The following is a 25,979-nucleotide window of genomic DNA, read 5'->3' as shown; positions in this document are numbered from 1 at the left end:
GCCACGATGGAAAAGGGTATTTTCGAAGGCCTCAAGGTTCTGGACTGCGCGAGTTTCATCGCAGCGCCTGCGGCCGCCACCGTGCTGTCGGATTTCGGCGCCGACGTCATCAAGATCGAGCCGCCCGGCGCCGGCGATCCCTATCGCAACCTGCCGAATTTGCCGGGCTACCCGCATAGCAAGCATAATTTCGCGTGGATGCTGGAAGCCCGCAACAAGAAAAGCCTCGCACTCGATCTCTCGAAGGCCGAGGGTCAGGCGGTGCTGCACCGGCTGGCCGCACAGGCCGACGTCTTCATCACCAATTATCCGCCGCAGGTGCGCGAGCGGCTCGGCATCACCCACAACCATCTGGCGCCCCTCAACGAACGCCTGATCTACGCCTCCTTCACCGGTTACGGCGAAAAGGGCGAGGAAGCCAACAAGCCCGGCTTCGACTCCAACGCCTACTGGGCGCGCTCGGGCCTGATGGACCTGGTGCGGGCGGATGAACACACGACGCCGGCGCGATCGATCGCGGGCATGGGCGACCACCCCTGCGCGATGGCGTTTTACGGCGCGATCGTCACCGCGCTCTACAAGCGCGAGCGCACCGGCAAGGGCTCGCATGTCAGCTCCAACCTGATGGCCAATGGCGTCTGGGCCGCCTCGGTGCTGGCGCAGGCCAAACTGGTTGGCGCGAAGTTCGGCGAACGCCGCCCGCGCGAACGCGCGCTCAACGCGGTCACCAATCACTACCAGTGCAAAGACGGACGCTGGCTGATCCTGTCGCTGCTCAACGAGGACCGGCAATGGCCGACGCTGGCGCGCTGCCTCGGCCGCGAGGATCTCGTCACCGATTCGAGATTCGAAACCAAGAAAGAGCGCCATGCGCGATCGGTGGAGTTGATCAAGATCTTCGACGAGACCTTTGCGACCAGGGACCTTGCCGAGTGGCGCAAGATCCTCGACGGCAACGGCCTGGTGTTCGGCGTGGTCGGCATCCTCGACGATATTCCGAACGACAAGCAGATGATCGAGAACGAGGTGCTGGTGCCGTTCGAGAACGACACCACGCTGACGATCTCCAGCCCGATCTGGGTCGATGGCAGCAAGAAGGTTCAGCCGCGCAAGCCGCCCGGCATCGGCGAGCACAGCGACGAGATCCTGCGCAACGCGGGCTATGACGAAGCCGCGATCGGCAAGCTGCGCGCGTCCGGCGCGGTGGCGTGAGGCAGTAAGCCATGCCCAGCTATCGCCTGCATTACTTCCCGGAGTCGGGAAACAGCTACAAGATCGCGCTGATGCTGACGCTGTGCGGGCAGAGCTTCGAGCCGGTCTGGACCGATTTCGGCGGCGGCGTCACGCGCACGCCGGAATGGCGGCGCAACGTCAACGCGATGGGGGAAATTCCGGTGCTCGAGGTGGACGGCGAGCGCCTGACACAGACCGCGCCGATCCTTCTCATGCTGGCAAAGCAATTCGGCCGGTTCGGCGGCGAGACTGAACAGGAGCAGTTCGAACTGCTGCGCTGGCTGTTCTGGGACAACCACAAGCTCACCGGCTACATGGCAACCTACCGCTATTTTCGGACCTTCACACCGTCGCCGGACGAGCATGTGCTGAAGCATTTCCGCAGACGCCTCGATGATTTCCTCTCCATCCTCGAGCAGCACATGCAGAAAAATGCATTCGCGATCGGCGAACGGCCGACGGTGGCCGACATTTCGATGATGGCCTATCTGCATTACCCCGCCGACGAGACCGGCTATGACCTGGCGACGAGCCATCCCGCGATCAATGCCTGGCTCGGGCGCATGGCGCAAATTCCGGGCTGGAAATCGGCCTATGATCTGCTGCCCGGCAAGCGCCTGACGCACTACGCCAAGTAAACTTGCACCAAGTGACCGTTCGTATCGCTAACGGCTTTTGACGAAGCACATGCCGATGCGCGAGATCTTGCCCGCGGCCTGACAGCTCAGGCCCTCGGCGCAGGTCCAGTCGCGGAAACTTCCGTCATTGCTTGCGGCTGGCTTGCCTTGCACATAGCAATGCGCGCCCCAGCCGTCGTAATAATTGGTGCCGGCGAGTTCGGTGCTGCCGCGCAATTGCGGACGGCTGGCGAACCCGCGCGAGTAGTCGGGCGGCCTGCCATCGCGCAGGCTTGCGAGAATATCACGGCGGCGAATCTGGTCGCCGAAGAAATGCGGCGACGCCGGCACGACGGTCGAATTCGACGGCTTGTCCGCCATCCAGTCGACGCCAGGAAAGTGAAAGCCGCCGATGCCGCGCGTCTGGTGGCAGCCGGAACAGGTCACGTCGTTGAGCCGACGCTCGAACCCGGCAGGCGAGCGGATATTCTGCAGCTTCACGCCACCTTCCGTGGCCTTCTTTAGCGCAGCCACGACGTCAGCCTCGCCGAACACCGCGCCCTCGCCTTGCACCAGTCCGAATTCGGGCTCCAGGTCCGACGGATCGAACCCGACCGGCGTTGGCGCAATCGCGCCGCTGGCGAGGAATTTTTCCGGGATCAGCACGGTGCCGCGATCGAACGCCGCGAGATTGGCGGGGTCGAGCAGCCATGCCCTGAACTCGCGCTTGAGGCCATCGTCCGCCAGAAGGCGCGCGCGGTCGATCTGGTTTTCCATCGGCGCTTCCGCAAATACGCGCGCGTCCCGATCGTGGCGAAACACCTTCAACAGATAGTCGGTGCGGAAATCGCGCACCGAAGATTTTGGCGCGTGCGCGATCTGCAGATTGGTCTCGATGCGGTCGATATTTTCATGACCGATCAGGTCGAGCGGGCCACCCTTTGCCGCCGGTGTCCCACCGAGCGGCGCGGCGAGCCAGCGATTGGCGATGTCGGAGCAGGTGATCGCGGAGCCTTCGCCTCTCGCTTTCAGCACGAGGTTCAGCGTCATCGGCAGCCGCGGCGGCGAAGCGTCGTCGCCGGCCGCCCTGTTCATCCGCGTCAGGCGGTAGATCAGGCGGATCTCGCCGCAGCTTGCTTCCGCAGCGTAAGTGCGATCCATGCGGTTGACGATGCCGGCCAGCACGAACCGCGTCTCTGCCGAATAAAGCAGCGCGCGGTCGAACAATTGGAAATCAAAGTCCTCACCGACGCCGATCGTCTCCTTCGGCAGGCTCGCTCCGTGCCGTGCGACATAGCGATCGAACTCGCCATCGATCGCCTGCCGGACCAGGATCATCGACGGCAAGGCGAATAGCGCGCGGTTGGCCAGCGGAATATCAGCCGACCGCTCCGGCAGCAGCATGCGATCGAGGCGGAATTTTCCGCCATCGAGTTCGCGCAGCGTCGCGGGATCGGTGATGGCTGTGCCGCGCTCCAGCGCGGCATCCTGTGCCGCACGCGCCGGCAAAGCGCCGCACAGCAGAGCAAATACGATAGCAAGAATTCCTGGCGCGCGGCTCATGCTCCAACTAACACCGCGCAATGAGACCTATTCAAGAAAAAAGGCGCTTCACATCGCCGTGAAGCGCCTTCCTAATCGTAGGTCGTCGCGCTAGCGCGCGACGATCAGGCCCTTGCTGGTCACGACCACCCAGCGGCCGTCCTGCTTGCGAATGGCATCAACACGGCCGAGGCCCGGAATGGGATCGCCGGCATAGACCTCGTACATGCCGCGGCGGCTCTCGATCAGGGCGCTGCCATTGGCGACGTCCCGCAACACCCAGCCTTCGACGGTCGGCAGCCGGGCAACCTCGGGCTTCGGCGGCGCCGCAGACGCTGGCGGGGCCGCAGGCGCGGCTGCGGCGGCAGCTTGCTGCGGTATCGTGCCCGTCACATCCTTCGCGGGAGCTGGCGCGGCGGCAGCCGTCGTCGTCGTGGACGCCTGGGCGGCGCGGAGCTTGTCGACGGTCTCGCTGAGCTTGGCGAGTTTCGCGGCAGGTTCGGCCTGTGCCTTCTCGACCTTGTCGAGGCGGTCGCTGGCCTTGTTGAGCTGGCCCGTCGTCGTCTTGGAATTATGCTCCAGGCTCGATTTCAGCGCGACGATCTCGGCATCGATTCGCGCCACCGAGGCTTCAAGCGCGCTGTCCTTTGCCGACGCCTGGACCGATGCTTGAGCCGATTCCTGGGCCGAATCTCCGGCCATCAGCTTTCCAACGCCTGCGGTTGCCAGCGCGCCACCAAGCGCACCCGCCACCGTCGCCAGCGCCACCACGGCAGCCATCGCCCCGAACCGGCGCTTGCCGGACGATCCATCCGCCGGCGCAGCCTTCGCATCGGCGCCAACGCGGTCGCCGGGCGACATAATCGTCACGTTGCCGGGGAAGCGCGGCGCTTCCGGCTTCACGGCGTCGATCTTGGGAGGCTCAGCCTTTGACGCCTCGACCTTCGGCGCTTCCATCTTGACGGCGTCCACCTTGGGGGCGTCCTTGGCCGCATCGGGCTTCGGCGAGGTCTCTTCCTGCTCGGGCGCGAGTTTTGCCGCCTCGACCTCCGCCGCGGCCGTTACCGACTCATTCGGTGCAGGCATGTCAGGCGCGGCCGGCCCGGCGCCAAGAGTTCCGGTCTCACCGCTGGCGGGCTGGGGGTGCTGATCGCTCACGTTGGATTCTCCAGAATTGGTTGACCATTTGGTAACTTTTAATGCTTGCCAAATCCTTACCAGCGGCGGCCTTACCGAAGTTTTAGGAACTCATCCGGCCCGGTTTTGGGCCGCAAATGTCGGCCGGCCCGGTCCCGAGCCCCTAATGCTGCCCTGCGGCATCCTTGCTGGTTCCGTTTGCGCCGGTCTGTTTCCCGAATAACATGGAACGACCGACCAGCCAGAAAGGCAGGTTGCCACCATGACCATCGAGAAATGCATCAACGAGTTTGATGTAGATGACGTCATTTTTGAGGAAGGCTCGACCGGGCGGGAACTGTTCGTGGTGCTCGACGGCCAGGTCGAGATCGCCAAGATGAACGGCGCCAGCAAGACGGTGATCGTCACGCTCGGCAAGGGTGAGTTCTTCGGTGAGATGGCTGTCATCGACGGTTCGTCCCGTTCGGCAACCGCCATTGCGGCCGCCCCAAACACCCGCGTGATGCGGATCAACCACGCCCGCTTCGTCTACCTGGTGAGCCAGCAGCCGGCCTTTGCGCTGATGATCATGGATGCGCTCAGCAAACGCTTGCGGGCCTCCAACACGGTCGCCTTCAGAGCCGCGGCCCCTTCATGAGCGAGCGCCGACCAAGCCCGTTCAAAACACTGCTCGACAGCGACGTCTATACGCTGATCGAGGCGGCCGAAGACGTCTATCAGATACGCTTCAAGAACCGCGCCGCGAACGCCTATCTGGTGCGCGGCCGCTCGCGCACCATCATGATCGATGTTGGGTTATCCTCGAATTATCCGCACCTGCTGACGTCCCTCGACCATATCGGCGTGAAGCCCGACGATATCGACATGGTGGTGCTGAGCCACGAGCATCTCGACCATATCGGCGCGGCCTATCACTTCCATGGCCGTGCCTTCATCGCCGCGCATCGGCTCGCCGCCAACAAGATCATGCTGCGCGACGACTTCTCGATGCTGCGCAAGATGTTCAACGAGCCGAACGTACCGATCAACATCGACCTCTGGCTGGAAGAAGGCAACCTGATCGACCTCGGCAATTTCCGCCTCAGCGTGATGTACACGCCCGGCCACACCTCGGCCTGCATCACCCTGTTTGAGCCGGATAAGGGATTGTTGTTCGCCTCCGACACCTTGATGCCCGGCGGGGTGATGGGCGGCGTGTTCGGCTCGGGCAGCATCGCCGATTACATCCAGTCGCTGGAGCGGCTGAAGGGTCTGAACTCGAAAATCCTGCTGTCGGGGCATGGGCGACTATCCGACACGCCGCAAGAGGACGTGCGGATCGCGATCCAGCGCTCGCACGGATTGTTGTCGGACACGGCGCAATTGTTCGACGCGCTGGATGCGCGGGCGAATTTCGAGCCGATCATGCAGTCGGTGCGTGACCTCAACAAGCTCGACGACAGCTAGGTCAGCCGGTCTGCAACATATTCCGCAGCGCCGAATGTGTGATCCGTCCATTTGACAAATGGCACGGCGGACTGTTCAACGGTGCCCAACAACACTGCATAAAAAACATCGGGAGAGACAGCATCATGAAGTTTTACGACTCGGTTGGGCCGAACCCTCGCGTGGTCCGCATGTTCATGGCGGAAAAGGGCATCGAGGTGCCGAAGCAGACGGTCGATCTGCGCAAGGGCGAGAACCGCGAGGCCGAACATTTGAAGCGCAATCCGCATGGGCAGATGCCGACGCTCGAACTCGACAACGGCAGCTATCTCTCCGAGATCACCGCGATCTGCGAATATCTCGAAGAGAAGCATCCGGCACCTGCGATGATCGGGACGACGCCGGAAGAGCGCGCCGAATGCCGGATGTGGACCCGCCGCGTCGACCTCAACATCTGCGAGCATATGGGGAACGGCTTTCGCTTCGGCGAAGGTCTCAAATTTTTCGAGAAGCGGATTCCCTGCGCCCCCGAGGCCTCACCCGGGCTGAAGATGATTGCCGCCAACCGCCTGCAATGGCTCAACGGCCAGATGGCCGACGGCCGCGACTATCTCTGCGGCAAACGCTTCACGCTGGCCGACATCCTGCTCTATGGCTGGCTTGATTTCGCCGGCCAGGTCGGCCAGCCGCTCGATACGGCCAACGCCAATATCGTGACGTGGATGGCGCGCGTGGGCGAGCGACCTTCGGCGAAGGCGTGAGCCACCACAGTTGTAGAACGGGCGACAAGACGTAAGTGCGTCTGCGGGGGTCACCGGGATAGTGGCGCAACTCGATCGCGCCAGTTGACGTCACGAATCGTACAATGTCGGGAAGTTCAGTTCGCTGCTCACTCAAGAGAAAGGCCGGCGGGCGTTACGCCGCCGACCTCGTCTTGCAACTGCCGGCTCGTGGTCCGGTTCCGTTGCTTTGCATTCCGGTTACTGCAACTGATTTAATCCGTAGCACCCAGTGCCGGCTGACGCCATTGCGCGTAGGTATAGCCGAACCGTACCGAGGTCGGCTCACACTATCGAAACGGATGGAGCCGATTATCCATTGGTTTAGGGTGGTGGTGAACTACATCACCACCGGCGCATCCGGCAATTCGTTCCGCCCTGCTCCCTGCGCCGGAAAGTGCGTCGCCAACTCGCGCGACACCGCCTCGATTCCTCTGATCACGCCTCCTTCAAAATTTCCGGCCCTGAACTGCGTCTCCATCTCGACGCAGATTTTTTCCCAGCCGGCGCGGCCGACCCTGGCGTCTATGCCGCGGTCGGCAACGATCTCGAAGTCGTGGTCGGCCAGCAGCAGGTAGATCAGGACGCCGTTGTTGTGCGCAGTGTCCCAGATCCGCAATTGCGAAAAAATATCCAGCGCCCGCTCCCGCGCGGGCTGATTGCGAAACAGCGGCGCGCCGTCGAGTGCGCCTTCGACCACGAAACGCACCTGTCCGGAATGGGTGGCTTCGCCTGACTTGATCGCCTGCTCGATCCTCGCCAGCGCCTGCGGCGGAAAGATACGCCGCAGCCGCCAGCGGTGTTCGAGGAGATGCCTGCCGATGCGCCTGATGCTCATGCTACCAGCTCCCCGATGCACCGCCGCCGCCAAAGCTGCCGCCCCCGCCACTGAAGCCGCCGCCCGAACTGCCGCTGCTGCTACTGCTGCTCCAATCGCTGCTGCCGCCACTCGACCAGCCGCCGCGTGTGCCGCGGCTTCCACCGGAGGGTATCAGATCGATGAACGCAGAAATGAGAAAGACGAGCACACCGATGAGCGCAGCCGCCCCGAGGCTGCCGACGAGGAGCCACGCCAAAACTCCGACGAAGCCGCCGGTCGCAGCCGACCCGACCAGCCGGCCAAGCGACGCCCTTAGCGCGCCGCCGACAATGAACACAAAGGCGAGGACGAAGGGATTGAACGGGTCGATCGTGTTGAACAGGCCGGGACTTTGCCAATGCGGTGGCTCCGGCTCGGGCAATTTTTCGCCATCGACGACCCGGATTATCCGGTTGATCCCGGCAGAAACTCCGCCGGCGAAATCGCCGGCCTTGAACTTCGGCGTGATGTCTTCGTCGATGATACGCTTGGTGGTGACATCGGTCAGCGCGCCTTCGAGGCCATAGCCGACCTCGATACGCAGGCGGCGATCGTTCCTGGCGATGACGAGCAGCGCGCCATCGTCGATTTTCTTGCGGCCAATCTTCCAGGCTTCCGCGACCCGGAGCGAAAATTGCTCGATCGCCTCGCCGTCCGTCGTCGGCACGATCAGCACCGCGATCTGGCTGCCCTTTCGCGTCTCGAGATCTTTCAGCGTCTCGGTCAGCGACGCGATGTCAGCGGCTGCGAGCGTGCCGGTCTGATCGACCACCCGTCCGCTCAGCGGCGGCACCGCGACGAGCGCCAGCGCCGAACATGCCCAGCACAGCAGCAGCGCAAGAAGGGAGGCTCTTGCAGCGGTCATCGCGTTTGTCTTTTCAGCCGCTACTTGGCGGGCGCCGGTGTCGGGTTGAAGTCCACCTTCGGCGCCGTGGAGATTGCCTTCTCGTTTTCGACCGTGAAGTTCGGCTTCTCCTTGTAGCCGAAGGCCATCGCCGTCATGTTGTTTGGAAAGGTACGAATGCCGACGTTATAATCCTGCACTGCCTTGATGTAGCGGTTGCGCGCCACGGTGATGCGGTTTTCGGTGCCTTCGAGCTGCGCCATCAAATCGCGAAACAGCGCGTCCGATTTGAGCTGCGGATAGTTTTCGGTCACGACCAGCAGCCGCGACAGCGCGCTCGAGAGTTCGCCCTGGGCGGCCTGGAATTTCTGGAATGCGGCGGGATCGTTGAGCACCTCCGGCGTCGCCTGGATGCTGCCGACCTTGGCGCGCGCATTGGTGACCCCGAGCAGCACATCCTTTTCCTGTTGCGCGAAGCCCTTCACCGAATTGACGAGGTTGGGCACGAGATCGGCGCGGCGCTGGTACTGGTTGACCACTTCCGACCAGCCCGACTTCACCTGCTCGTCGTTGGTCTGGATCGCGTTGTAGCCGCAATTGGTCAGGCTCAGCGTCGCCAGCGCCGCCAGCACGGTCCAAAATCTGCGCATTGGGCTCTCCCGCTGTTTTTTCCGGCGCACGGCATCAGAATGGCCGCATCAAATAAGCGCCCAAAGCCGTTCCCGTTCCATTTCGCAGCCGATGGCCCTTGCGTATCATTTGCCGAAATAACAACATGGCCTGATAACAATAAGGGAAACGCGAGGGCGTCATGGAGTTCGAGACCATCGTCGTGGAGCGGCCGGAGCCACGCATCGCGCGGATCGTGATGAACCGGCCCGAGGCGCGCAACGCGCAGAACCTGCAGATGACCTACGATCTCAATGCCGCCTTCGACCAGGCGGTGCAGGACGACGCTATCAAGGTCATCATCCTCGCCGGCAACGGCCCGCATTTTTCGTCAGGGCATGATTTGCGCCCCGGGACTAAGAACACCGCTGGCGTGGATTTTCCGCCGGTCGGAAATTGGGGCGGCTTCGCCGAACCCAACGCCCATGGCCGCTTTGCGCGCGAGCAGGAGATCTATCTGCAGATCACACGGCGCTGGCGCAACCTTGCAAAACCTACGATCGCGGAAGTGCATGGCAAGTGCATCGCCGGCGGCCTGATGCTGGCCTGGGCCTGCGACCTCATCGTCGCGAGCGCCGATGCGGAGTTCTGCGATCCTGTCGTCACCATGGGCGTCTGCGGCGTCGAATGGTTCGTGCATCCCTGGGAGCTCGGTCCGCGCAAGGCCAAGGAATTGCTGTTTACTGCGGACGTCTGGAATGCGGAGGAAGCGCACCGGCTTGGCATGGTCAACCATGTCGTGCCACGGGACGAACTTTCCTCCTTCGTGATGAAGCTCGCTGAAAGGATCGCGGCGAAGCCGTCGTTCGCGCTGAAGCTGACAAAAGAGGCCGTTAATCGCTCGGTCGACGTGATGGGGCAGCCCGCGGCGATCGAGCAGGCGTTCGCGCTGCATCAGCTCTGCCACGCGCATAACCTTCAGGAATTCGGAATGGTGGTGGATCCCGCAGGCCTGCACCCCTCCGTCAGAAAACCGGCACAAGCAAAATAGAACAAGCAAAGCAGATCAGATGGACCTTACCCCAAGTGACGAGCAGCGGTTGCTGCGCGAAAGTGCCGATCGCTTCGTCAGCGAGACCTACACCGCCGATCACCGCCGCAAAGTCGCCAACGAACCACTCGGCTTCAGCGCCACTATCTGGAAGCAGTTCGCCGATCTCGGCTGGCTGGCGCTGCCGATCGCCGAGGCCCATGGCGGGCTCGGCGGCGGCGCCATTGAGATCGGCATCCTGATGGAAGCGTTCGGCCGCGGCCTCGTCTCCGAGCCCTATCTCTCCACGGTCGTGATCGGCGCATCGTTGATATCTGAATGCGGCACGGAGGCGCAGAAGCAGGCGCTGCTGCCGAAAATCGCCGATGGATCGCTGTATCTGGCGTTCGCGCATTCAGAACGTCAGGCGCGCTACGATCTCGCCGACATCAGGACCACGGCGAAAAAGACGCCTGACGGCTGGCGCCTCGACGGACACAAGACTGCCGTGCTCGACGGCAGCGCCGCCGGACAGATCATCGTCTCGGCCCGCGTCGATGACGGCAATGGCAAGCTGGGAAAGCTCTGCCTGTTCCTGGTGCCGCAAGGTACGCGCGGCCTCGCCTTGCGCGATTTCCCGCGGCTTGGTGGCGGGCGGGCCTGCAATCTCGATCTCCGGGATGTACTGCTTCCTGCCGACGCCCTGCTCGGCGATGGCGGCGATGTCTTACCCGCGATCGAAGCCGCGATCGACCGCGCCATGGCAGCGCTTGGGGCCGAGGCCGTCGGCATCATGCAGACGCTGCTCGACCAGACGCTCGAATATACCAAGATACGAAAACAGTTCGGACGACCGCTGTCCGCCAACCAGGTGATCCGTCATCGCCTCGCCGATATGGCGATGCAATGCGACGAGGCGCGCTCGATGGCGTTACGCGCAGCGCTGATGGCGGACGCCGAGCCGATCGCACGTAGTCGCGCAGCGTCAGGGGCGAAAGCCAAGATTGGCAAGTGCGCGCGCTTTGTCGCCGAACAATCGGTCCAGCTTCACGGCGCGATGGGTGTCACCGAAGAGCTCGACATCGGGGCCTACTTCAAGCGGCTGCTCGCCTTCGATACGCTGTTCGGCGGCAGTGCCCATCACTATCGCCGTCACGCCGCCCTCGGCGGCCGTGCCGTTCTGGCCTGAAAGGAGCGCACCATGGATCTCGCCTTCAATGCCGAAGAGCACGCTTTCGAGAAGGAAGTCCGCGGCTTCATCGCGGCAAACCTCACACCGGAAATGAAACGCGCCACCGCACTGACACCCTCCGTATTTTCTGACCCCGACATCGGCATGGCTTGGCAGCGCGCGCTGCACAAGAAAGGCTGGGGCGCGCCGGGCTGGCCGGTGGACCATGGCGGGCCGGACTGGACGCCGGCGCAGCGCTGGATTTTTGAAGCCGAATGCGCCCGCGCCGGCGTGCCCAATGTGAATGTGATGGGCGTCAAGATGGTCGGCCCCGTCATCATCGGCTTCGGCTCGGCGGAGCAGAAGAACTTTTATCTGCCGCGAATTCTCTCCGGCGAGGACTACTGGTGCCAGGGCTATTCCGAGCCGGGCTCCGGCTCAGATCTCTCGTCGCTGAAAACCCGCGCGGTGCGCGATGGCGACGACTACATCATCAACGGCACCAAGATCTGGACCACGCATGCCCATCACGCCAACCGCATGTTCGCGCTGGTGCGCACCAACGAGAGCGAGCGGCAGCAGGACGGCATCTCCTTCATCCTGATCGACATGAAGAGCCCGGGCATCACCACGCGGCCGATCCTGACCATCGGCGGCGACCACGAGGTCAACCAGGTGTTCTTCGATGACGTCCGCGTGCCCGTCGCCAACCGCGTCGGCGAGGAAGGCAAGGGCTGGACCTACGGAAAATATCTGCTCGAGTTCGAGCGCGGCGCCGGCATCGCCTCGGCCAAATTGCGCGACGCGCTGAAGACGATTCTGGACCTTGCCGAATCCGACGCGACCGGCCGCGCCATCGACGATCCCGATATCGCGGTGCGGATGTCCGAGATCGAGGTCGATATTGATACGCTCGAGATGACCGAACTGCGCGTGCTGTCGGCGCTGCAGACCGGACAGAATCCCGGCGCGGTGTCGTCGCTCTTAAAACTACGCGTCAGCGAGATCCGCCAGGCCGTGACGCGGCTCGGCGTCGAGGTGATTGGCAATGATGGCCTCTATGTCGAGCCGGTGCGGCCGCTCTACCGGCTCAACGAGGCGCCGGGAATCCCGGAGGAGATGCTTCCCGTCGTGCCGGAATATCTCAACGGCCGCGCGTATACGATCTTCGGCGGCTCGTCGGAGATCCAGCGGGAGATCGTCGCGAAGATGGTGTTGGGGTTGTAGGCCTCCGCCTCCGTCATTCCGGGGCGCGCGCAGCGCGAGCCCGGAATCCATTTCGAGACGGACATGCTGCCTGATGGATTCCGGGCCTGCGCCTTGCGGCGCATCCCGGAATGACGAGTTGAGAGCGCGCGTCTACTTACGCTTCCGCCCGCGCATCCCGGATCGCCTGCCATACCTTCGCCGGCGTCAGCGGCGTGTTGAGCTGCCTGATGCCCAGTTCGCTCAAGGCGTCCATCACGCCATTGGTGACGCAGGGCGGGCCGCCGATCGCACCGGACTCGCCGCAGCCCTTGGCACCGAGCGGATTGGTGCGGCACGGCGCGGAATCATCGAGCGTCACGGCGATCGGCGGAATGTCGTCGGCGCGCGGCACGCAGTAGTCCTGGTAGCTCGCGGTCAATAGCTGGCCTTCCTCGCTATAGGCCACGCCCTCATACAGGGCCTGCCCGATGCCTTGCGCGACGCCGCCATGCACCTGGCCGGTTACCAGCATCGGGTTGACGGCGACGCCGACGTCGTCGACCGTGGTGTAGCGCACCACCTTGCTGACGCCGGTTTCGGGATCGATCTCGACCTCGCAGATATGCGTGCCGTTCGGCCAGCTCGGGCCGTCGACCTCGCCCTCACTGTCGACCGAGAGCCGCGCGCCGTCTTCCTTCTTCGCGATCTCGAACAGGCTGATGCGCTTGTCGGTGCCCACCACCGTCAACCAGCCGTCGCGATACTCGATGTCCCCGACGGACGTCTCCAGCACGTTCGAGGCTTTTTCGCGCGCCTTCTGGATCATATCGTTGCTTGAGACCGCGACCGCCGTGCCGCCGACGAACAGCGAGCGTGAGCCGACGCTGCCGAAGCCGGTCGCCAGATCCGTATCGCCTTGCACCACGTCGATCTTGTCCATGGCAATGCCAAGCGTATCGGATACCATTTGCGTGTAGGTGGTCTGCAGGCCCTGCCCCATCGCCATGGTGCCGGAATGCAGGATGAGACGGCCTTCTGCAGTGGCATGCAGGCTGACCTTTTCGGTGTGCGCGCGCCCGCCGGTCCATTCGATGTAGCTGGTGAGGCCGCGGCCGTAGAGCAGGCCCTTCTTCTTCGCCGCCTTCTTGCGCGCGGCAAAGCCGTCCCAGTCCGAAAGCTCCGAGGCGCGCGACAGCATGTGCGCAAAGGCGCCGGAATCGTACACCTGGCCAACCGCATTGGTGTAAGGCAATTGTGCGGGCTTGATGTAGTTGACCTTGCGGATGGTGCGTGGGTCCATGCCGATCTGCCGCGCGGCGGCGTCCATCAGCCGCTCGACGATGAACACGGCTTCGGGACGGCCGGCGCCGCGATAGGCGCCGACCGGCGCGGTATTGGTCATTACCGACTTCACTTCGAAATGCACCAGCGGCAGGTCATAGACGCCGGTCTGCACGAACGGACCGAGCACCAGCGGGATGATGTTGGCGGTCCCCGACGAGTACGCTCCGGTGCCGCCGATCGAGCGCACCCGATAGGCGAGCACGCGGCCTTTGGTGTCGAGCGCGAATTCACCGGTCGAAGTGAGATCGCGGCCATGGGTGCCGCCGACGAATTCGTCGGTGCGGTCGCCGCGCCAGCGGATCTTCTTGTTCAGTTTGGTGGCGGCGTAAGCGACGATGCCGTCTTCGGGATAGAGGCTCGTCTTCTGGCCAAAGCCGCCGCCGATATCGCCGACCAGCACGCGCACGCTGTCCTTCGGCCGCTTCAGAATGGATTCCGCGAGCAGGTCACGGGTCGAGCCGGGGGTTTGCGACTGCACGTGCAGGATCAACCGGCCGGTCTTCTTCTCGATCTCGGCAATCGTCGAACGGGGCTCCATCGCCGAGGGCACCAGCCGCTGGCTGACCAGATCGAGCGAGACTTTATGCGCCGCGTTTGCAAACGCCTCCTCGACCTTGGCGGCGTCGCCATAGCTCATGGCGGCCACGATGTTGTCGGGCGCCTCGGGCCACACCACGGGTGCGCCTGATTTCACCGCCTCGACAGGATCGACCACCGACGGCAACACCTCGTAGTCGATTTCGATCGCCTCGGCCGCGGTCTGCGCCTGCACCCGCGACGTCGCGACCACAGCAGCCACTGCCTCGCCGGCATAACGCACGACGTCATGAGCAAGCAAACGCCGCGGCGGCACCGTCATCGGCTTGCCGTCCGGCCGCTTGAAGATCGCGAGAGTCGGCAGGGTGCCGATGTCGTCCTTCACCAGATCGGCACCGGTATAGACGGCCTCCACCCCGGCCATATCAAGCGCGGCCTTGGTGTCGATCGACTTGATCCTGGCGTGGGCATGGGGCGAGCGCAGCACATAGAGCCACAGCGCGCCTTCTTCGGGTTTGTCGTCGATGAACAGCCCCTTCCCGGTGAGCAGTCTCTGGTCTTCCAAACGCTTGACCGGCTGGCCCGCACCGAAACGCATATTGCCGGGAAGAATGTTCATCAATTTGTCCTTCGAGCTCTTGTCGGATTGGGCGGGGTTTTAGCGGTTTTTCCGCCTGAGACAACTCATTCAATTCGCTGCAATAAATGCGCCAAGGTCCGCGGCGGCAATCGCCACGGGCGGGTATGATCCTGCCGTCAAAAAGGGGGGATCAGCTGCGGCCGATGTCCACGATGTCAATGTTGATATCGCGCGTCTGCGAGCCCCGTTTCAAGCTGATGCGGATGCTCTTGCCGGCGCCGACCTGCTCGATCTGGTCGGTCAGGTCGGAGAGCCGGTGCACCGGCTTGCCGTCGGCCTGGACAATGACGTCGCCGAGTGCGCCCGAGCCGAAATCGACACCGCGGATGCCGGCGCGCTCGGCAGGGCTTCCGGGCGCGGTGCGCACGATGATCACCCCTTCGACACCTAACCTGGTCGAAACGGCCTCGCTGGCGGCGACAATGCCGATCCCCGGCGTCGGCACGCGACCGTTATTGATGAGTTCGGGGACCACGCGATTGACGATATCGACCGGGACCGCGAATCCGATACCGGCGCTGGAGCCCGAGGGCGAGATGATAGCGGTGTTGACGCCGATCAACCGCCCCGCCGAATCCAGCAGCGGGCCGCCTGAATTGCCGGGATTGATCGCCGTATCGGTCTGGATCACGTTGGTGATCTCACGGCCACTGCTGGTCGGCAGCCGGCGTTTGAGCGCGCTGATGATGCCGCTGGTCAACGACTGGTCGAGACCGAAAGGGTTGCCGATCGCAAACGCAATTTGACCGACCTTGAGATCGTTCGAACTGCCAAGCGCTACCGGCGGTGGCAGTTGGCGGGGATTCCTGATCCGCAGCACCGCGAGGTCGTAGTTCGGCGCCACGCCGACGATTGAAGCTTGGGCCACCTCGCCTGAGGCGAAGCGAACGGCAACCTCGCGGCCATTTTGGACGACGTGATTGTTGGTGACGACGTGGCCGTTATTGTCCCAGACAAAACCGGTCCCCGAGGCCGCCGCGCCGGCTTCCGCGCCTTCGTCCTCGGCGAATGGATTGGTGACAGCGGATCGTGCCGCGACCTGCACCACCGACGGCGAGACGCGCTCGAAAAGCTCGATGTTGGCGCGCTCAGCCTCGGACAGCGGTCCCCGCTGATCGACGGTCCGGGCGGTCGAGTTGGTCCATGGGCCGTAGCGAATATTGATATTGGAGACGGTCAGCGCCGCCAACACGCCCGCGATAATGGCTGCGAAAAGCACGAAGCGACGGTTCATCGATCCCTCACCTGGCAATGCCGCTCGCGTGCGAATGGCAATGGGAAGCAGCGGGCTGTTCAGCCGTTTGAAGTGCCAGCACACCAAACGCCCACACCGGCCGAAAGTTTCCGGTTTTCAGAGACTTGCTGGCACGCTGGAATCGGCTTTCCAGCAATGATTTAAGTAGCGCGATTTGCCCCGCAAGCCGCGTCCATTGAAACCAAACCTCCCCGTTCCCATTGTCATGGAGGCGCAATCCATGTCTCGCCGCAGGTCCCTTTGGATCAGGCGAGTGCCCCGACCCGGCTTCCCGTGAGGATCTGCGACCGGAGTTCGATCATGAACAACAAAATGCGTTTCAATGTCGGCTATGCGATCGCCGCGATCTTTGCCGTTTTTGTGATTCAGTATTTCATTTCCGCGGCCAGCCAGATCGCCATCATTCCCTACAGCGAATACCAGCAGTTGTTGAAGCAGGGAAAGGTCGCGACCGTCGGTATCTCCGACCGCACGGTGCAGGGCACCTTGAAGGAGCCGCTGTCCGGCGGACAAAAGCAGTTCGTCACCACACGTGTCGATCAGGAGACCGCGCAGGAGCTCGAGAAGTATAACGTCCGCTTCACCGGCTAGATCGAGAGCACGTTCCTGCGTGACCTGCTGTCATGGGTGATGCCGGTGCTGCTGTTCTTCGGCCTGTGGTGGTACATCGCCAGACGCGCCGCAGAAGGTGGCGGCCTTGGCGGCGGCCTGATGGCGATCGGCAAGAGCAAGGCCAAGATCTATGTCGAGGCCGATACCGGCGTGAACTTTTCCGATGTTGCCGGCGTCGACGAAGCCAAGGACGAACTGCGCGAGGTCGTCGACTTCCTGAAAAACCCAACCGACTACGGGCGGCTTGGGGGACGCATGCCCAAGGGCGTGTTGCTGGTCGGTCCGCCCGGCACCGGCAAGACCCTGCTGGCCAAAGCTGTCGCCGGCGAAGCCAAGGTCCCATTCTTCTCGATATCCGGTTCGGAGTTCGTCGAGATGTTCGTCGGCGTCGGCGCGGCGCGGGTGCGCGACCTGTTTCAACAGGCGCACCAGAAGGCCCCGGCGATCATCTTCATCGACGAGCTCGACGCGCTCGGCCGCGCCCGCGGCATCGGGCCCTTTGCCGGCGGGCACGACGAGAAGGAGCAGACGCTCAACCAGTTGCTGGTCGAACTCGACGGCTTCGACTCGCGTTCTGGCCTCGTCATTCTTGCCGCCACCAACCGGCCGGAAATCCTCGATCCGGCGCTGCTGCGTGCCGGCCGCTTCGACCGCCAGGTGCTGGTCGACCGCCCCGACAAGAAGGGGCGCATCGAGATCCTCAAGGTGCACATGAAAAAGGTGCAGCTTGATTCCGACGTTGAGCCCGAGGCCGTTGCAGCGCTCACACCGGGCTTCACCGGAGCGGATCTTGCGAACCTGGTCAATGAAGCCGCGCTGCTTGCGACACGCCGCGGCGCCAAGTCCGTCGCCATGACCGATTTCAACAATGCGGTCGAGCGCATGGTCGCGGGGCTGGAAAAGCGAAATCGGCTGCTCAATCCGAAGGAGCGCGAGATCGTCGCCTATCACGAGATGGGCCACGCATTGATCGCGCTTTCGCTGCCCGGCGTTGATCCCGTGCACAAGGTGTCGATCATTCCCAGGGGCGTCGGTGCACTCGGCTACACCATTCAGCGCCCGATCGAAGATCGCTTCCTGATGACCAAGGAAGAGCTGGAGAACAAGATGGCGGTGCTGCTCGGCGGGCGCGCGGCGGAATTGATCGTGTTCAATCATCTGTCCACCGGCGCCGCCGACGACCTGCGCCGCGTCACCGACATCGCCCGCAGCATGGTGACGCGCTACGGCATGTCCGAAAGGCTCGGCGGCGTCGCCTACGAGCGCGATCCCGGCAATTTCCTGGCGGGCGCCGATCGGCCATTCCCGGTACGCGAGCGCGAATACGCCGACGAGACCGCCGCTGCCGTCGACGAAGAGGTCCGCGCGATCGTCGATCGTGTGTTCGAACGCGCGCAGGGCATCCTGAAGGCCCGCCGCACGATATTGGACCGAGCGGCGCACAAGCTGCTCCAGAAGGAAACCCTGGAGCAAAGCGATCTCGAAGCGCTGATACGCGAAACGCCGAAAGAAGCGCTGCGAGCGATCTAGGCCTGGCCGAGGTCCCGCAGCGCCGCCTCGACGACCTTGCGCTGATCTGCCGTCAGCGCAGCCTGCGGCGGGACCGGGTCGCCGACCGCATAACCCTGAATGTCGAGGCCGGCCTTGATGCAAGCGGCCAAGTTGAACCGCGCGAAGGCTTCGTTGATGCGCCATAGCTTGCGTTGCAGCGCCATCGCCTCATCCCAGCGCGCCGCCTTGCAGAGATTATAGAGCTGGACGCTTTGCCGCGGGATGATGCAGGCCGGACCGGCCATCCAGCCCAGCCCGCCGATCAGCATCACCGCTGCCGGGATGTGGGCGGAAGCCGAGAACACTTTGATGCTGTCGCCGCAGCGGTTCATGATCGACAGCAGCCGGCCGGTATTGGTCGAGGCATCCTTGATGTAGCCGATACGCGGATGGGTCGCGAGCCGCGCGATGACGTCGAGCGTGAGATCGGATCGCTGGAATTGCGGGTTGGTGTAGATCACGACGGGAATATCGACGGCGTCGGCAATGGCGCGGAAATAAGCTTCGACCTGCGCGTCGGCGACCGGGAAATACGCCTCCATGATCGCCAGGATGCCATCGGCGCCGAGTTTTTGATGCGCCTTTGCCTGCGCCACCGCGTCCGCCGTCGACGTCGAGGCGACGCCGGCGATCACGGGCACGCGGCCATCAGCGGCTTCGATCGTGGCTTGTGCGACGGTCGCGCGCTGCGCCTGGTCGAGATAGGCGAACTCGCCGGTCGAACCGAGCGGCGTCAGCCCATGCACGCCCGCCTTGATGAGGTCGTCGCACAACCGGCCCAGCACCTCCGTGCGAATTTCGCCCGAAGCGTCGACCGGTGACACCAAATAGGGAAAGACGCCGTGGAAATCAGCCATGGAAAGAAAATGCCTCAAACTTGCCCGGCGTCGCGTCGAAAGGGAAAAACCGGCTCGGCGCGCACGGCTCCTGAAACAACAAACATCAGCGCGAGCATTGCGCCGACACATCGCGCCAAGGGTGCCATCTCGGTAGGCTTCACGCCAAGCTCCTATGTCAGCCGGCACAACGAGGTGCCGGACCATATAGCTGCATCGCTTGCCGGGAAACAGCCGGGAGACGCGGCGTTTCGCAACATCCGTTTGCCGCACAATGGCCCAAAGATGTCCACAGATGTACACAGGTTCTAACAATTTAACTCACGATAATTTCACGACTTTCTTCGCAATCTCGCTGCCCCGACCAAGCGCGAGAGAAATTTTATGGCTCTGCAGAAAGTCGCTGACGCATCCTCTTTCCGAACTTCCGAGTTCGATGCACGCGACTCTGCTCAGGCGGCGGCAACTCCCGGCTTTCGTCATTTCCTCGGCACGCCTGCTCCATCGCAGCGCTTCCGCGCCTTCGGTGTCGATCCGCTCGGCTCGCCGTCACACCATGCGGAGCTCCGCGGACTGATGCAGCGCCTGTCGCGGCGAATGGATGCTGCAATCAAATGGCCGCCACACCAGGCTCGATCGGCAGAATACTGGGAAAATCCCTTCATCCCCTCGGGCTATACCTATCTGCTGCAGTTCGTTGCGCACGACCTGGTGCATTCGGCGATCCCGCTTTCGGTCGCCGGCGGTCTCGGCGGAGGGACCACGAACGCGCGCCGCACGCCGCTTCGGCTGGAGACGCTGTACGGCAGCGGTCCTGTCGGATCGCCGCACATCTACGCGCTCGATGCGCCGAATGACGACCGCCGCACCAAGCTGCGGCTCGGGCGAATGCGCTGGAAGGGGAACGAGCCGGCGACCGGGTGCCCGTTCCGCGACATCGCGCGGACCCCGGCCGAGAACGTGACCGGGATCGACCGCAGCATTGCAGGTGTCCGCGTTGCCCTCACCGAGGCGCTGGTCGCCGATCCGCGCAATGACGATCACGCCGTGATGTCGCAGCTCACGGCGCTGTTCGCGCTGCTGCACAACGGGCTCATCGATATCATTCGCCGCCATGAAGGCAACGCGGGGCCAAACGGTCAGTTCGGCGCCGCATACAGGCGCTTCCTGTGCGCCCGCAGCGCACTGACGGCCATCTATCACAACATCGTCCGCGACGACCTGATGCGGCGGGTGATCCATCCGGCGGTCTATGCGGTCTATCACGGACCGAACCCGGATTTCATCGATCGCCCCCATTCGACCGAAGGCTTTGCCACCGGCGACTGGGAAGTCCCCTTCGAGTTCTCGCACGGCGCGTTTCGCTTCGGCCATGCCATGGTGCGGCATGAATACCAGATCAACGACCTGTCGCTACACGACCTCAACAACACGCTCGAAAAGAGCTCGGTAAACGATCCGGCCAACATGCCGCTCGACGAGACCTGGATGGTGCAATGGTCGCGCTTCTTCGAGATCAACGGATCGACGCCGAATTTGAGCCGCCGGATCGGACCACATCTCAGCGATGGGCTGGGCAACGACCAGATCTTTCCGGCGTTCGACGAAACCGAACGAGTCGGCCTGCTCTATCGCGACCTGCTCGGCGCGGGGCTCGCCGGCATGTGGTCGATGGATGCATTGATTGCCGAGATCGGCCGCAGGCGGCCACACTTCGTCGCCATGTCGCGCCTGCTTTCCGACCGCGCCTATCGTGCCGATCAACTTCGCGAATGGCTGACCGCCGCCCCTGCGTATGGCGCGCTGACGGCCGACGACATCGATACGCTTTCGAACGAGCCGCCGCTGCCATTCTTCATCCTGTTCGAAGCGATGCGGCAACCGCACGCTGAGGGCCTGCACCTGGGTCCGCTCGGTTCGCTCATCGTTTCGGAAGTCATTTTTGGCGCGCTCGCCGGCGACCCGCGTTGCGCAGACGGCGGCTCGCTTGCCGAGCAATTGGCGGCCATTTCCCGCGAATTTTATCCGGCAAACGTACTTCAGGACATTCCCGATATCTCAAGCATGGCGCAGCTAGTGGAATTCACCACCGAAACTGCCGAGCTGCAGCAAGCCGTGCCGGCATTTTTGTGATGCGGAATCCACCGCTTCACGCAACTGGGAGAGCGAAACTATGGCAATCGAAAGAATGCAAGTGACCAACCATGAGCGCTGGGGCAATCTGGTGAAGACCTGGTCCACCGGCAAGAACTATCTCGACGACGACAACGAATATCCGATCCCAACCACCGTCGACGAATTCAAGGAGCAGCTTGCCAAGGCCCAGGTGTTCATGACGGTGCCTGAACGCTTCAAGAAGGTAAAGTTCGTCGAGCAGGAGATGGACACGATCGTTGTGCGCCTGCCGCCCGCCGTGATGATCGCGGATTCCGAAGAAAGCCTCAAAAAGCCGGGCGCGACCTATCCGCTTCCGCCGTTCTACAAGCGCCTGTTCAACGGCCTGGATCCGGTAATTCCGGAGAGCGACAAGTTCCGCGTGCATGCCGAACGTGTCGGCGACTACACCATCAGCTACTGTGCATGACGATCTAGCTGCGCGTTAGGTGAGTGATGCCATCGACTGGAAGCCCTCCGCCACGCAAACTTTGGCGCAGGGCTTCCCAGCGCTCCTTCACGCTGATTGGATGCGCTTGCATGACCCAGCGCGCCGCCGCCTCGTCCGTCGGCGTGGACGATCCGACCCAGAATGAACGCAGACCGTTCACAAAGCGCTGGATTTCCTGCTGCGCCTGCACGCGTTCTCCGAGCTGGAACAGCGCAGCCGCGCGCCACGCCGGGAGGATCTTGTTGATGCCCTGCGCGCGATCGCACGCCTCGATGGTGCCTTCATAGTCTCCGCAAAAGAACCGCACAGTGCCGTGATACGCCCACTCGAGATAGGATGGCGCAGGTGAAAGCGCGAGCGACCGCTCGGCGCGAACGCGGGCATCTTCGATCGATCCGCAGATCGCCGAGTAGTGAGCGCTGGACAGCAGCGTCCATGGGTCATTGTCGTTGAGCTCACATGCCAGCTCCATGTGCGGCGCTGCTTCCGCCTCGCGGAGCGCCATCACATAAGACCAGCCGCAGCACAGATGCGCCCTGGAATCGACCGGGTCCAGTTGAACGGCTGTCTTCGCCAGCTCGAGGGTCGCCTTGGCCTTGTCGAACTCGCGAAAGACCCCGGGATGCACCAGATGCTCGATGTTGTTCATCTGCACGAGGCTGCTGTAGCAAGGCGAGAAACCCGGATTGTCGCGGATCGCATCGCGGAAAATCGCCACCGCCCGCCGCCAGCTTTCCGGATCGAATTTCGACATGAGATTCTGTCCGCGCAGCCAACGGTCGTGCAGTTCGAGCGATACGTCAGGCTCGCCCGCCAGCCGCATCAGCCGCTCGGTCGACAATTGAACGTTGAGCGAGGTCGCGATCCGGCGAATGATGCGCTGCTGCGTTTCGAACCAGTTGCCGAGGCCGAGCCGGAAGCTTTCGCTCCAGACGTAAATCCCGGTGGTATCGTCCCGCAGCACCATCACGATATTGATTTCGGCGCCCGCCTGGTAGGCGGTGGTTTCGATGCAGTATTGCGACGCCGTGCCCGAGTCGGGAAGCACGACGGCCGCGGGAGGACGATCGACCACGCTCCATTCGCGGAAGCGGACGAGACAGGCGGCGAGATGCTGGGAGAACCCCTGCACCAGATGGCTGTGATCCTCGTCGACGCCATGCATCGCAAAGGGCCGCAGCACCAGGCGCGTCCTGGCCGATGCATTGACCGATGGCGACATCGGGGCCACCGGCTGGACAGCAGTCCCCCTGACCATCCTGACGGCGAATTCGTCATTCGCTACCGAGGCGGACCGTTCGGCCGGCGTACGCTCCAGAATGCCGAGCTTGATGTTCGCGACGAGTTCTTCCGTGGCCGATGACGGCTCCATCGCGTAGTCGCGGTCCAGGAGATCCCACAACGCCTTGTAAATGCGCAGCGCACCGGCGACATCGCCCTCTTCGGCATGCGCCCGCATCAGATAGCGGCAGGCATATTCATGGGTCGGATCGAGATTGACGATCGCGGCCGCGATCCTCTTTTTGGCGTCGGCGGGAACGCGCGCGGAGGTCAAGCCTTCGTCGAGATTTCGCATCAGCCGTTCATGGATGGTCTGCCGCTTGGCGAGCACCCAGACCCGGAACGACGGGTCGAGATCGTCCATTCCTTCGAGCAGCCGCCCGTCGAGCTGCGGGGTATCGAGCAGCAGCGGGTGAACGCGTCCGCCTTCGGCGAGTTGGATCACGCTTTCGATATCGACTTCGATTCGTCCGACGTCGATGCCGATCATCAGCCGCTCCGCGACGAAGCCGTCATATCCGGCCTCCTCGAGCATCGACCGCAGTTCGCGAACGACCTGGCGCAGCGAGGCGCGTGCCCTTTCCTCGTCCGAACGGCTCCAGAGCAGGCCGACCAGCCGTTCGCGGCTCTCCTGCTTCGCCTCCAACAGCGCAAGGTAACTAAGGACCGCGCCGGCCTTGCGGGTTCGCAGTTCGATCGGCCGGCCGTTGAACCGCACGCCGAGCCGTCCGACCAGCGACACCGAAAGGCGCGGGGCGCTTTCGGGCGCCGCCGTGGCCTTGTCTGCTGTCATGGCGTTTGTGCTGGCCGGCATGCAGGGTTTCCGGAACCGGTTGGTTAATTCCAGCCAGTCTATATCAAAGAGACGCCTCCGGTATAGGTTGCGCCGCCTCCGGTTCGCGCAATCGCATCCCGCAGCCTGGCCGTGACGATTTCGGATGGCTCGAGTTGCAGGCCTGGAGCAATCACGCGGACCACCGGAACGGCGAAGCGCTGGCGCGTCAGATCAAGGCAGAATGTCTCGATTCCCACTTTTTCCAAACGCTGTACGATCAGTTCAAATATGACGCTCGCTTCAGTTGCGCGAACGGGCAGATGGGCCGCGTACTCCGCGACCGGCTGCAACAGTCCGCACTGATCGGCATCGATCGCCGCGCGCTGCAGGTGGATGCGATCCTGGGTATTGAGCGCGTCATCGCCGCGCTCACGGCGTTTGGTTGCGACGACGGCGTCGGCCAGTTCGAGCTGACACATTTCGAGAATAGCCGAGCGGACCGCGGCCTCGAGCGCCGGCCGCGCGGCTAGGCCGAACGCAAAACCGGAACCGTCCACCCGGCAGGAGACGGCCGCGACGCAGGGCACGCCGATATCCGTCGTGATATCGAGCAGCCATGTCCGGCGCTGCACCGATGCGCCGTGCCGGAGCTGCCGCAACAAACCTTCCGCCACGATGCCGGCTTCATGCTGCGGCGGAATCGATCGGGGCAGCTGACCGCCTCGCCACCACAGGCTGGCGGCATCGCGCTCGATCAATTCCAGCAGGCCGTGCAGTGCTGCGGCATCCCGTGACGGACCGGCGGCCGATCCGATGCTCAAGGGGAATGGCGGCGCGATGTCGCGCTGCGCCGGCGGACGCCGCAGGCAGATGTCGGCCGGAAGCCACACTTCGCCGCCGTCGGTCAGCCTCGTTGTACGACACCAGGAAAGCGCTCGCTCTGGTTGCAATCGGCGTTCCGAAAGAGCGGCGACCAGCTCCAGCGCTTTCGGACCGAGTTTTCCGGCCCAGTCGTCGACGCCGGGTTTGAGCAACACGTCGCTCCCGGCCTGCAATTGAGAGAGATACTCGACTCCCTCGCCGATGCAGCCCTGAAATGCATCCCGCAACGTCAGACCGACGCCTGAAACGCCGACCATCGGGCTTCCGTCGTGCAAGGGATCGGCAAGCGCTGGATCGAATTGCGCACCAAAGCTGATGAGGCTGGGCGCATCGGGCGAGGTCAGTTCGAACACCCGCGCGAATCGGGAAGCAGCGTTAAGCAAATGGGCGCGATTCGCGGTCTCCGGATCAATCCGGCTGCCGGATTCGGAGGCATATTCCAGCAATTGCAGGATGCGTCTGGCATCGCGATCGCCGGCGGCGTCCACTTCGTTGCCGAGAAGCAACGCTGCTGCGCGTGCAAACAATTGCTGCATCGAATTTTCGGTACCGCTCACGGTGACCTCACGACTTGACGGGCAGACTCCGGACGAGAGGCCAGCCCGCCCTCGCCCTGGAGGAACTTATGCTCGCGAAAGCCTTAGTCATAGCCATGGCAGCAGATATTGCCCGTTCAGACTATGCCAAGCCGACCTTGATTCGTAGCCGTAGCCGCGAGTGGCTGATCGCCTGCCGTTGGGGACCGGAGGGCGAATATCTCTCGATCGCGACGGCTGGCCCGATCACGGAGCCTCTCGCACTGGTTGCACCGCAGGTGATTGCGCCGATCCACAGCCTGGTCGGCGTACTGGTTGCCGAATCGGAATCGCAATCCACCAGCACGTTCCTGTTGGTGCGGCAGTTGCCTGGTGCGATCGAACTTGCCGGTACATTTTTTCCGGCCGACGGCTACGTGCTGCTGCAGGACCACGGCGACATCCATCTCGTCTGCAAGGCGCGCTACTCGCACAGCTGCGGCTGGCTCGACGGCAAGGAGATCCGCAAGGACATTCCCGATCCGGCGCCCTATTCGGCCGAGGCAATGTCCTGGCATATCGAAGCGACGCGCCGTGACTGGATCGGCGAGTTCATTCCCGGCGTGAGGCCGCCGGAGCGCCTTGCGATTCGCGCGTCCGGCTGACGCCCCAACCGGATTGCGGGGGCGGCACAAGATTGCCGCTCGTCTTC

The 25,979-nt window shown here is 63.3% G+C and carries 22 protein-coding genes and 1 pseudogene; 13 read left to right on the top strand and 10 right to left on the bottom strand.

What is annotated here, in order from left to right:
* The first annotated feature begins 6 nt into the window (after positions 1-6).
* Together IVB05_RS06135 and IVB05_RS06130 are read left to right on the top strand one after the other, a co-directional pair.
* The gene (locus IVB05_RS06135; RefSeq protein WP_247783529.1) at positions 7-1,212 is read left to right on the top strand and encodes a CoA transferase; all 1,206 of its coding nucleotides are present in this window, start codon (positions 7-9) and stop codon (positions 1,210-1,212) included.
* Positions 1,213-1,223: 11 nt separating this feature from the next.
* Positions 1,224-1,871, top strand: a complete 648-nt coding sequence (locus tag IVB05_RS06130; protein ID WP_247783528.1) for a glutathione S-transferase family protein — start codon at positions 1,224-1,226, stop codon at positions 1,869-1,871.
* 27 nt (positions 1,872-1,898) lie between these two features.
* Here the strand turns inward: IVB05_RS06130 and IVB05_RS06125 are convergent, their stop codons facing one another.
* Positions 1,899-3,413 carry a hypothetical protein gene (locus IVB05_RS06125; RefSeq protein WP_247783527.1) on the bottom strand — a complete coding sequence of 505 codons (1,515 nt, stop codon included), beginning with the start codon at positions 3,411-3,413 and terminating at the stop codon, positions 1,899-1,901.
* 90 nt (positions 3,414-3,503) lie between these two features.
* Positions 3,504-4,550: a hypothetical protein gene (locus tag IVB05_RS06120; RefSeq protein WP_247783526.1), complete on the bottom strand. Its 1,047-nt coding sequence runs from the start codon at positions 4,548-4,550 to the stop codon at positions 3,504-3,506.
* A 241-nt stretch (positions 4,551-4,791) separates the two neighbouring features.
* Here IVB05_RS06120 and IVB05_RS06115 point away from each other — a divergent pair, with 241 nt between their 5' ends.
* From IVB05_RS06115 to IVB05_RS06105, 3 genes are all read left to right on the top strand, one after another.
* Positions 4,792-5,166: a cyclic nucleotide-binding domain-containing protein gene (locus IVB05_RS06115; protein WP_247783525.1), complete on the top strand. Its 375-nt coding sequence runs from the start codon at positions 4,792-4,794 to the stop codon at positions 5,164-5,166.
* Positions 5,163-5,975, top strand: coding sequence for an MBL fold metallo-hydrolase (locus IVB05_RS06110; protein WP_247783524.1), 813 nt, complete (start codon positions 5,163-5,165; stop codon positions 5,973-5,975). The genes IVB05_RS06115 and IVB05_RS06110 overlap by 4 nt, the downstream gene beginning before the upstream one ends.
* Before the next feature lie 125 nt (positions 5,976-6,100).
* Positions 6,101-6,715 (top strand): glutathione S-transferase family protein, encoded by a 615-nt coding sequence (locus IVB05_RS06105; protein WP_247783523.1) that lies wholly within the window; start codon positions 6,101-6,103, stop codon positions 6,713-6,715.
* 358 nt (positions 6,716-7,073) lie between these two features.
* Here the strand turns inward: IVB05_RS06105 and IVB05_RS06100 are convergent, their stop codons facing one another.
* Genes IVB05_RS06100 through IVB05_RS06090 form a run of 3 tightly spaced genes read right to left on the bottom strand, consistent with a single transcriptional unit; the run spans position 7,074 to position 9,086 of the window.
* Positions 7,074-7,571 carry a TPM domain-containing protein gene (locus IVB05_RS06100; protein WP_247783522.1) on the bottom strand — a complete coding sequence of 166 codons (498 nt, stop codon included), beginning with the start codon at positions 7,569-7,571 and terminating at the stop codon, positions 7,074-7,076.
* A gap of 1 nt (position 7,572) precedes the next feature.
* Complete coding sequence (locus IVB05_RS06095; RefSeq protein ID WP_247783521.1) at positions 7,573-8,457, bottom strand: YgcG family protein; 885 nt, start codon at positions 8,455-8,457, stop codon at positions 7,573-7,575.
* Between the two features lie 20 nt (positions 8,458-8,477).
* Positions 8,478-9,086: a LemA family protein gene (locus IVB05_RS06090; RefSeq protein WP_247783520.1), complete on the bottom strand. Its 609-nt coding sequence runs from the start codon at positions 9,084-9,086 to the stop codon at positions 8,478-8,480.
* A 161-nt stretch (positions 9,087-9,247) separates the two neighbouring features.
* Between IVB05_RS06090 and IVB05_RS06085 the strand changes: the two genes are divergently transcribed.
* Genes IVB05_RS06085 through IVB05_RS06075 form a run of 3 tightly spaced genes read left to right on the top strand, consistent with a single transcriptional unit; the run spans position 9,248 to position 12,473 of the window.
* Positions 9,248-10,096 (top strand): enoyl-CoA hydratase, encoded by an 849-nt coding sequence (locus IVB05_RS06085; RefSeq protein ID WP_247783519.1) that lies wholly within the window; start codon positions 9,248-9,250, stop codon positions 10,094-10,096.
* Between the two features lie 19 nt (positions 10,097-10,115).
* Positions 10,116-11,264: an acyl-CoA dehydrogenase gene (locus IVB05_RS06080; RefSeq protein ID WP_247783518.1), complete on the top strand. Its 1,149-nt coding sequence runs from the start codon at positions 10,116-10,118 to the stop codon at positions 11,262-11,264.
* A 12-nt stretch (positions 11,265-11,276) separates the two neighbouring features.
* Positions 11,277-12,473, top strand: a complete 1,197-nt coding sequence (locus IVB05_RS06075) for an acyl-CoA dehydrogenase family protein (RefSeq protein ID WP_247783517.1) — start codon at positions 11,277-11,279, stop codon at positions 12,471-12,473.
* Between the two features lie 136 nt (positions 12,474-12,609).
* Here the strand turns inward: IVB05_RS06075 and IVB05_RS06070 are convergent, their stop codons facing one another.
* Together IVB05_RS06070 and IVB05_RS06065 are read right to left on the bottom strand one after the other, a co-directional pair.
* Entirely contained in the window at positions 12,610-14,934 is a 2,325-nt protein-coding gene (locus tag IVB05_RS06070; RefSeq protein WP_247783516.1) for a xanthine dehydrogenase family protein molybdopterin-binding subunit, read from the bottom strand.
* Positions 14,935-15,085: 151 nt separating this feature from the next.
* A complete protein-coding gene (locus IVB05_RS06065; RefSeq protein WP_247783515.1) occupies positions 15,086-16,189 on the bottom strand; it encodes a trypsin-like peptidase domain-containing protein in 1,104 nt (367 codons plus the stop codon).
* A gap of 321 nt (positions 16,190-16,510) precedes the next feature.
* Between IVB05_RS06065 and ftsH the strand changes: the two are divergent.
* Positions 16,511-18,352, top strand: a pseudogene (gene ftsH, locus IVB05_RS06060) (ATP-dependent zinc metalloprotease FtsH).
* On the opposite strand, the gene IVB05_RS06055 reads toward ftsH, so the two are convergent.
* A complete protein-coding gene (locus tag IVB05_RS06055) occupies positions 18,349-19,230 on the bottom strand; it encodes a dihydrodipicolinate synthase family protein (RefSeq protein WP_247783514.1) in 882 nt (293 codons plus the stop codon). The pseudogene ftsH and the gene IVB05_RS06055 overlap by 4 nt on opposite strands.
* On the opposite strand from IVB05_RS06055, the gene IVB05_RS06050 reads away from it, so the two are divergent.
* From IVB05_RS06050 to IVB05_RS06040, 3 genes are all read left to right on the top strand, one after another.
* The gene (locus tag IVB05_RS06050) at positions 19,216-19,521 is read left to right on the top strand and encodes a hypothetical protein (protein WP_247783513.1); all 306 of its coding nucleotides are present in this window, start codon (positions 19,216-19,218) and stop codon (positions 19,519-19,521) included. The two genes, IVB05_RS06055 and IVB05_RS06050, sit on opposite strands and share 15 nt — an antisense overlap.
* Positions 19,522-19,593: 72 nt before the next feature.
* Positions 19,594-21,342: a peroxidase family protein gene (locus IVB05_RS06045; protein WP_247783512.1), complete on the top strand. Its 1,749-nt coding sequence runs from the start codon at positions 19,594-19,596 to the stop codon at positions 21,340-21,342.
* Between the two features lie 40 nt (positions 21,343-21,382).
* Positions 21,383-21,793, top strand: a complete 411-nt coding sequence (locus IVB05_RS06040; protein WP_057855314.1) for a hypothetical protein — start codon at positions 21,383-21,385, stop codon at positions 21,791-21,793.
* 4 nt (positions 21,794-21,797) lie between these two features.
* Here IVB05_RS06040 and IVB05_RS06035 read toward each other — a convergent pair whose 3' ends face one another.
* Together IVB05_RS06035 and IVB05_RS06030 are read right to left on the bottom strand one after the other, a co-directional pair.
* Positions 21,798-23,909 carry a BTAD domain-containing putative transcriptional regulator gene (locus IVB05_RS06035; RefSeq protein ID WP_247783511.1) on the bottom strand — a complete coding sequence of 704 codons (2,112 nt, stop codon included), beginning with the start codon at positions 23,907-23,909 and terminating at the stop codon, positions 21,798-21,800.
* A 38-nt stretch (positions 23,910-23,947) separates the two neighbouring features.
* On the bottom strand, positions 23,948-25,309 hold the full coding sequence (locus tag IVB05_RS06030) for a YcaO-like family protein (RefSeq protein ID WP_247783510.1): 1,362 nt from the start codon (positions 25,307-25,309) through the stop codon (positions 23,948-23,950).
* A gap of 95 nt (positions 25,310-25,404) precedes the next feature.
* Here IVB05_RS06030 and IVB05_RS06025 point away from each other — a divergent pair, with 95 nt between their 5' ends.
* The gene (locus IVB05_RS06025) at positions 25,405-25,932 is read left to right on the top strand and encodes a hypothetical protein (protein ID WP_247783509.1); all 528 of its coding nucleotides are present in this window, start codon (positions 25,405-25,407) and stop codon (positions 25,930-25,932) included.
* Positions 25,933-25,979 lie beyond the last annotated feature (47 nt).

Origin of the sequence: Bradyrhizobium sp. 170, assembly GCF_023101085.1 — a bacterium.
GTDB lineage: Bacteria > Pseudomonadota > Alphaproteobacteria > Rhizobiales > Xanthobacteraceae > Bradyrhizobium.
This window is presented reverse-complemented; position numbering and strand designations above follow the sequence as displayed.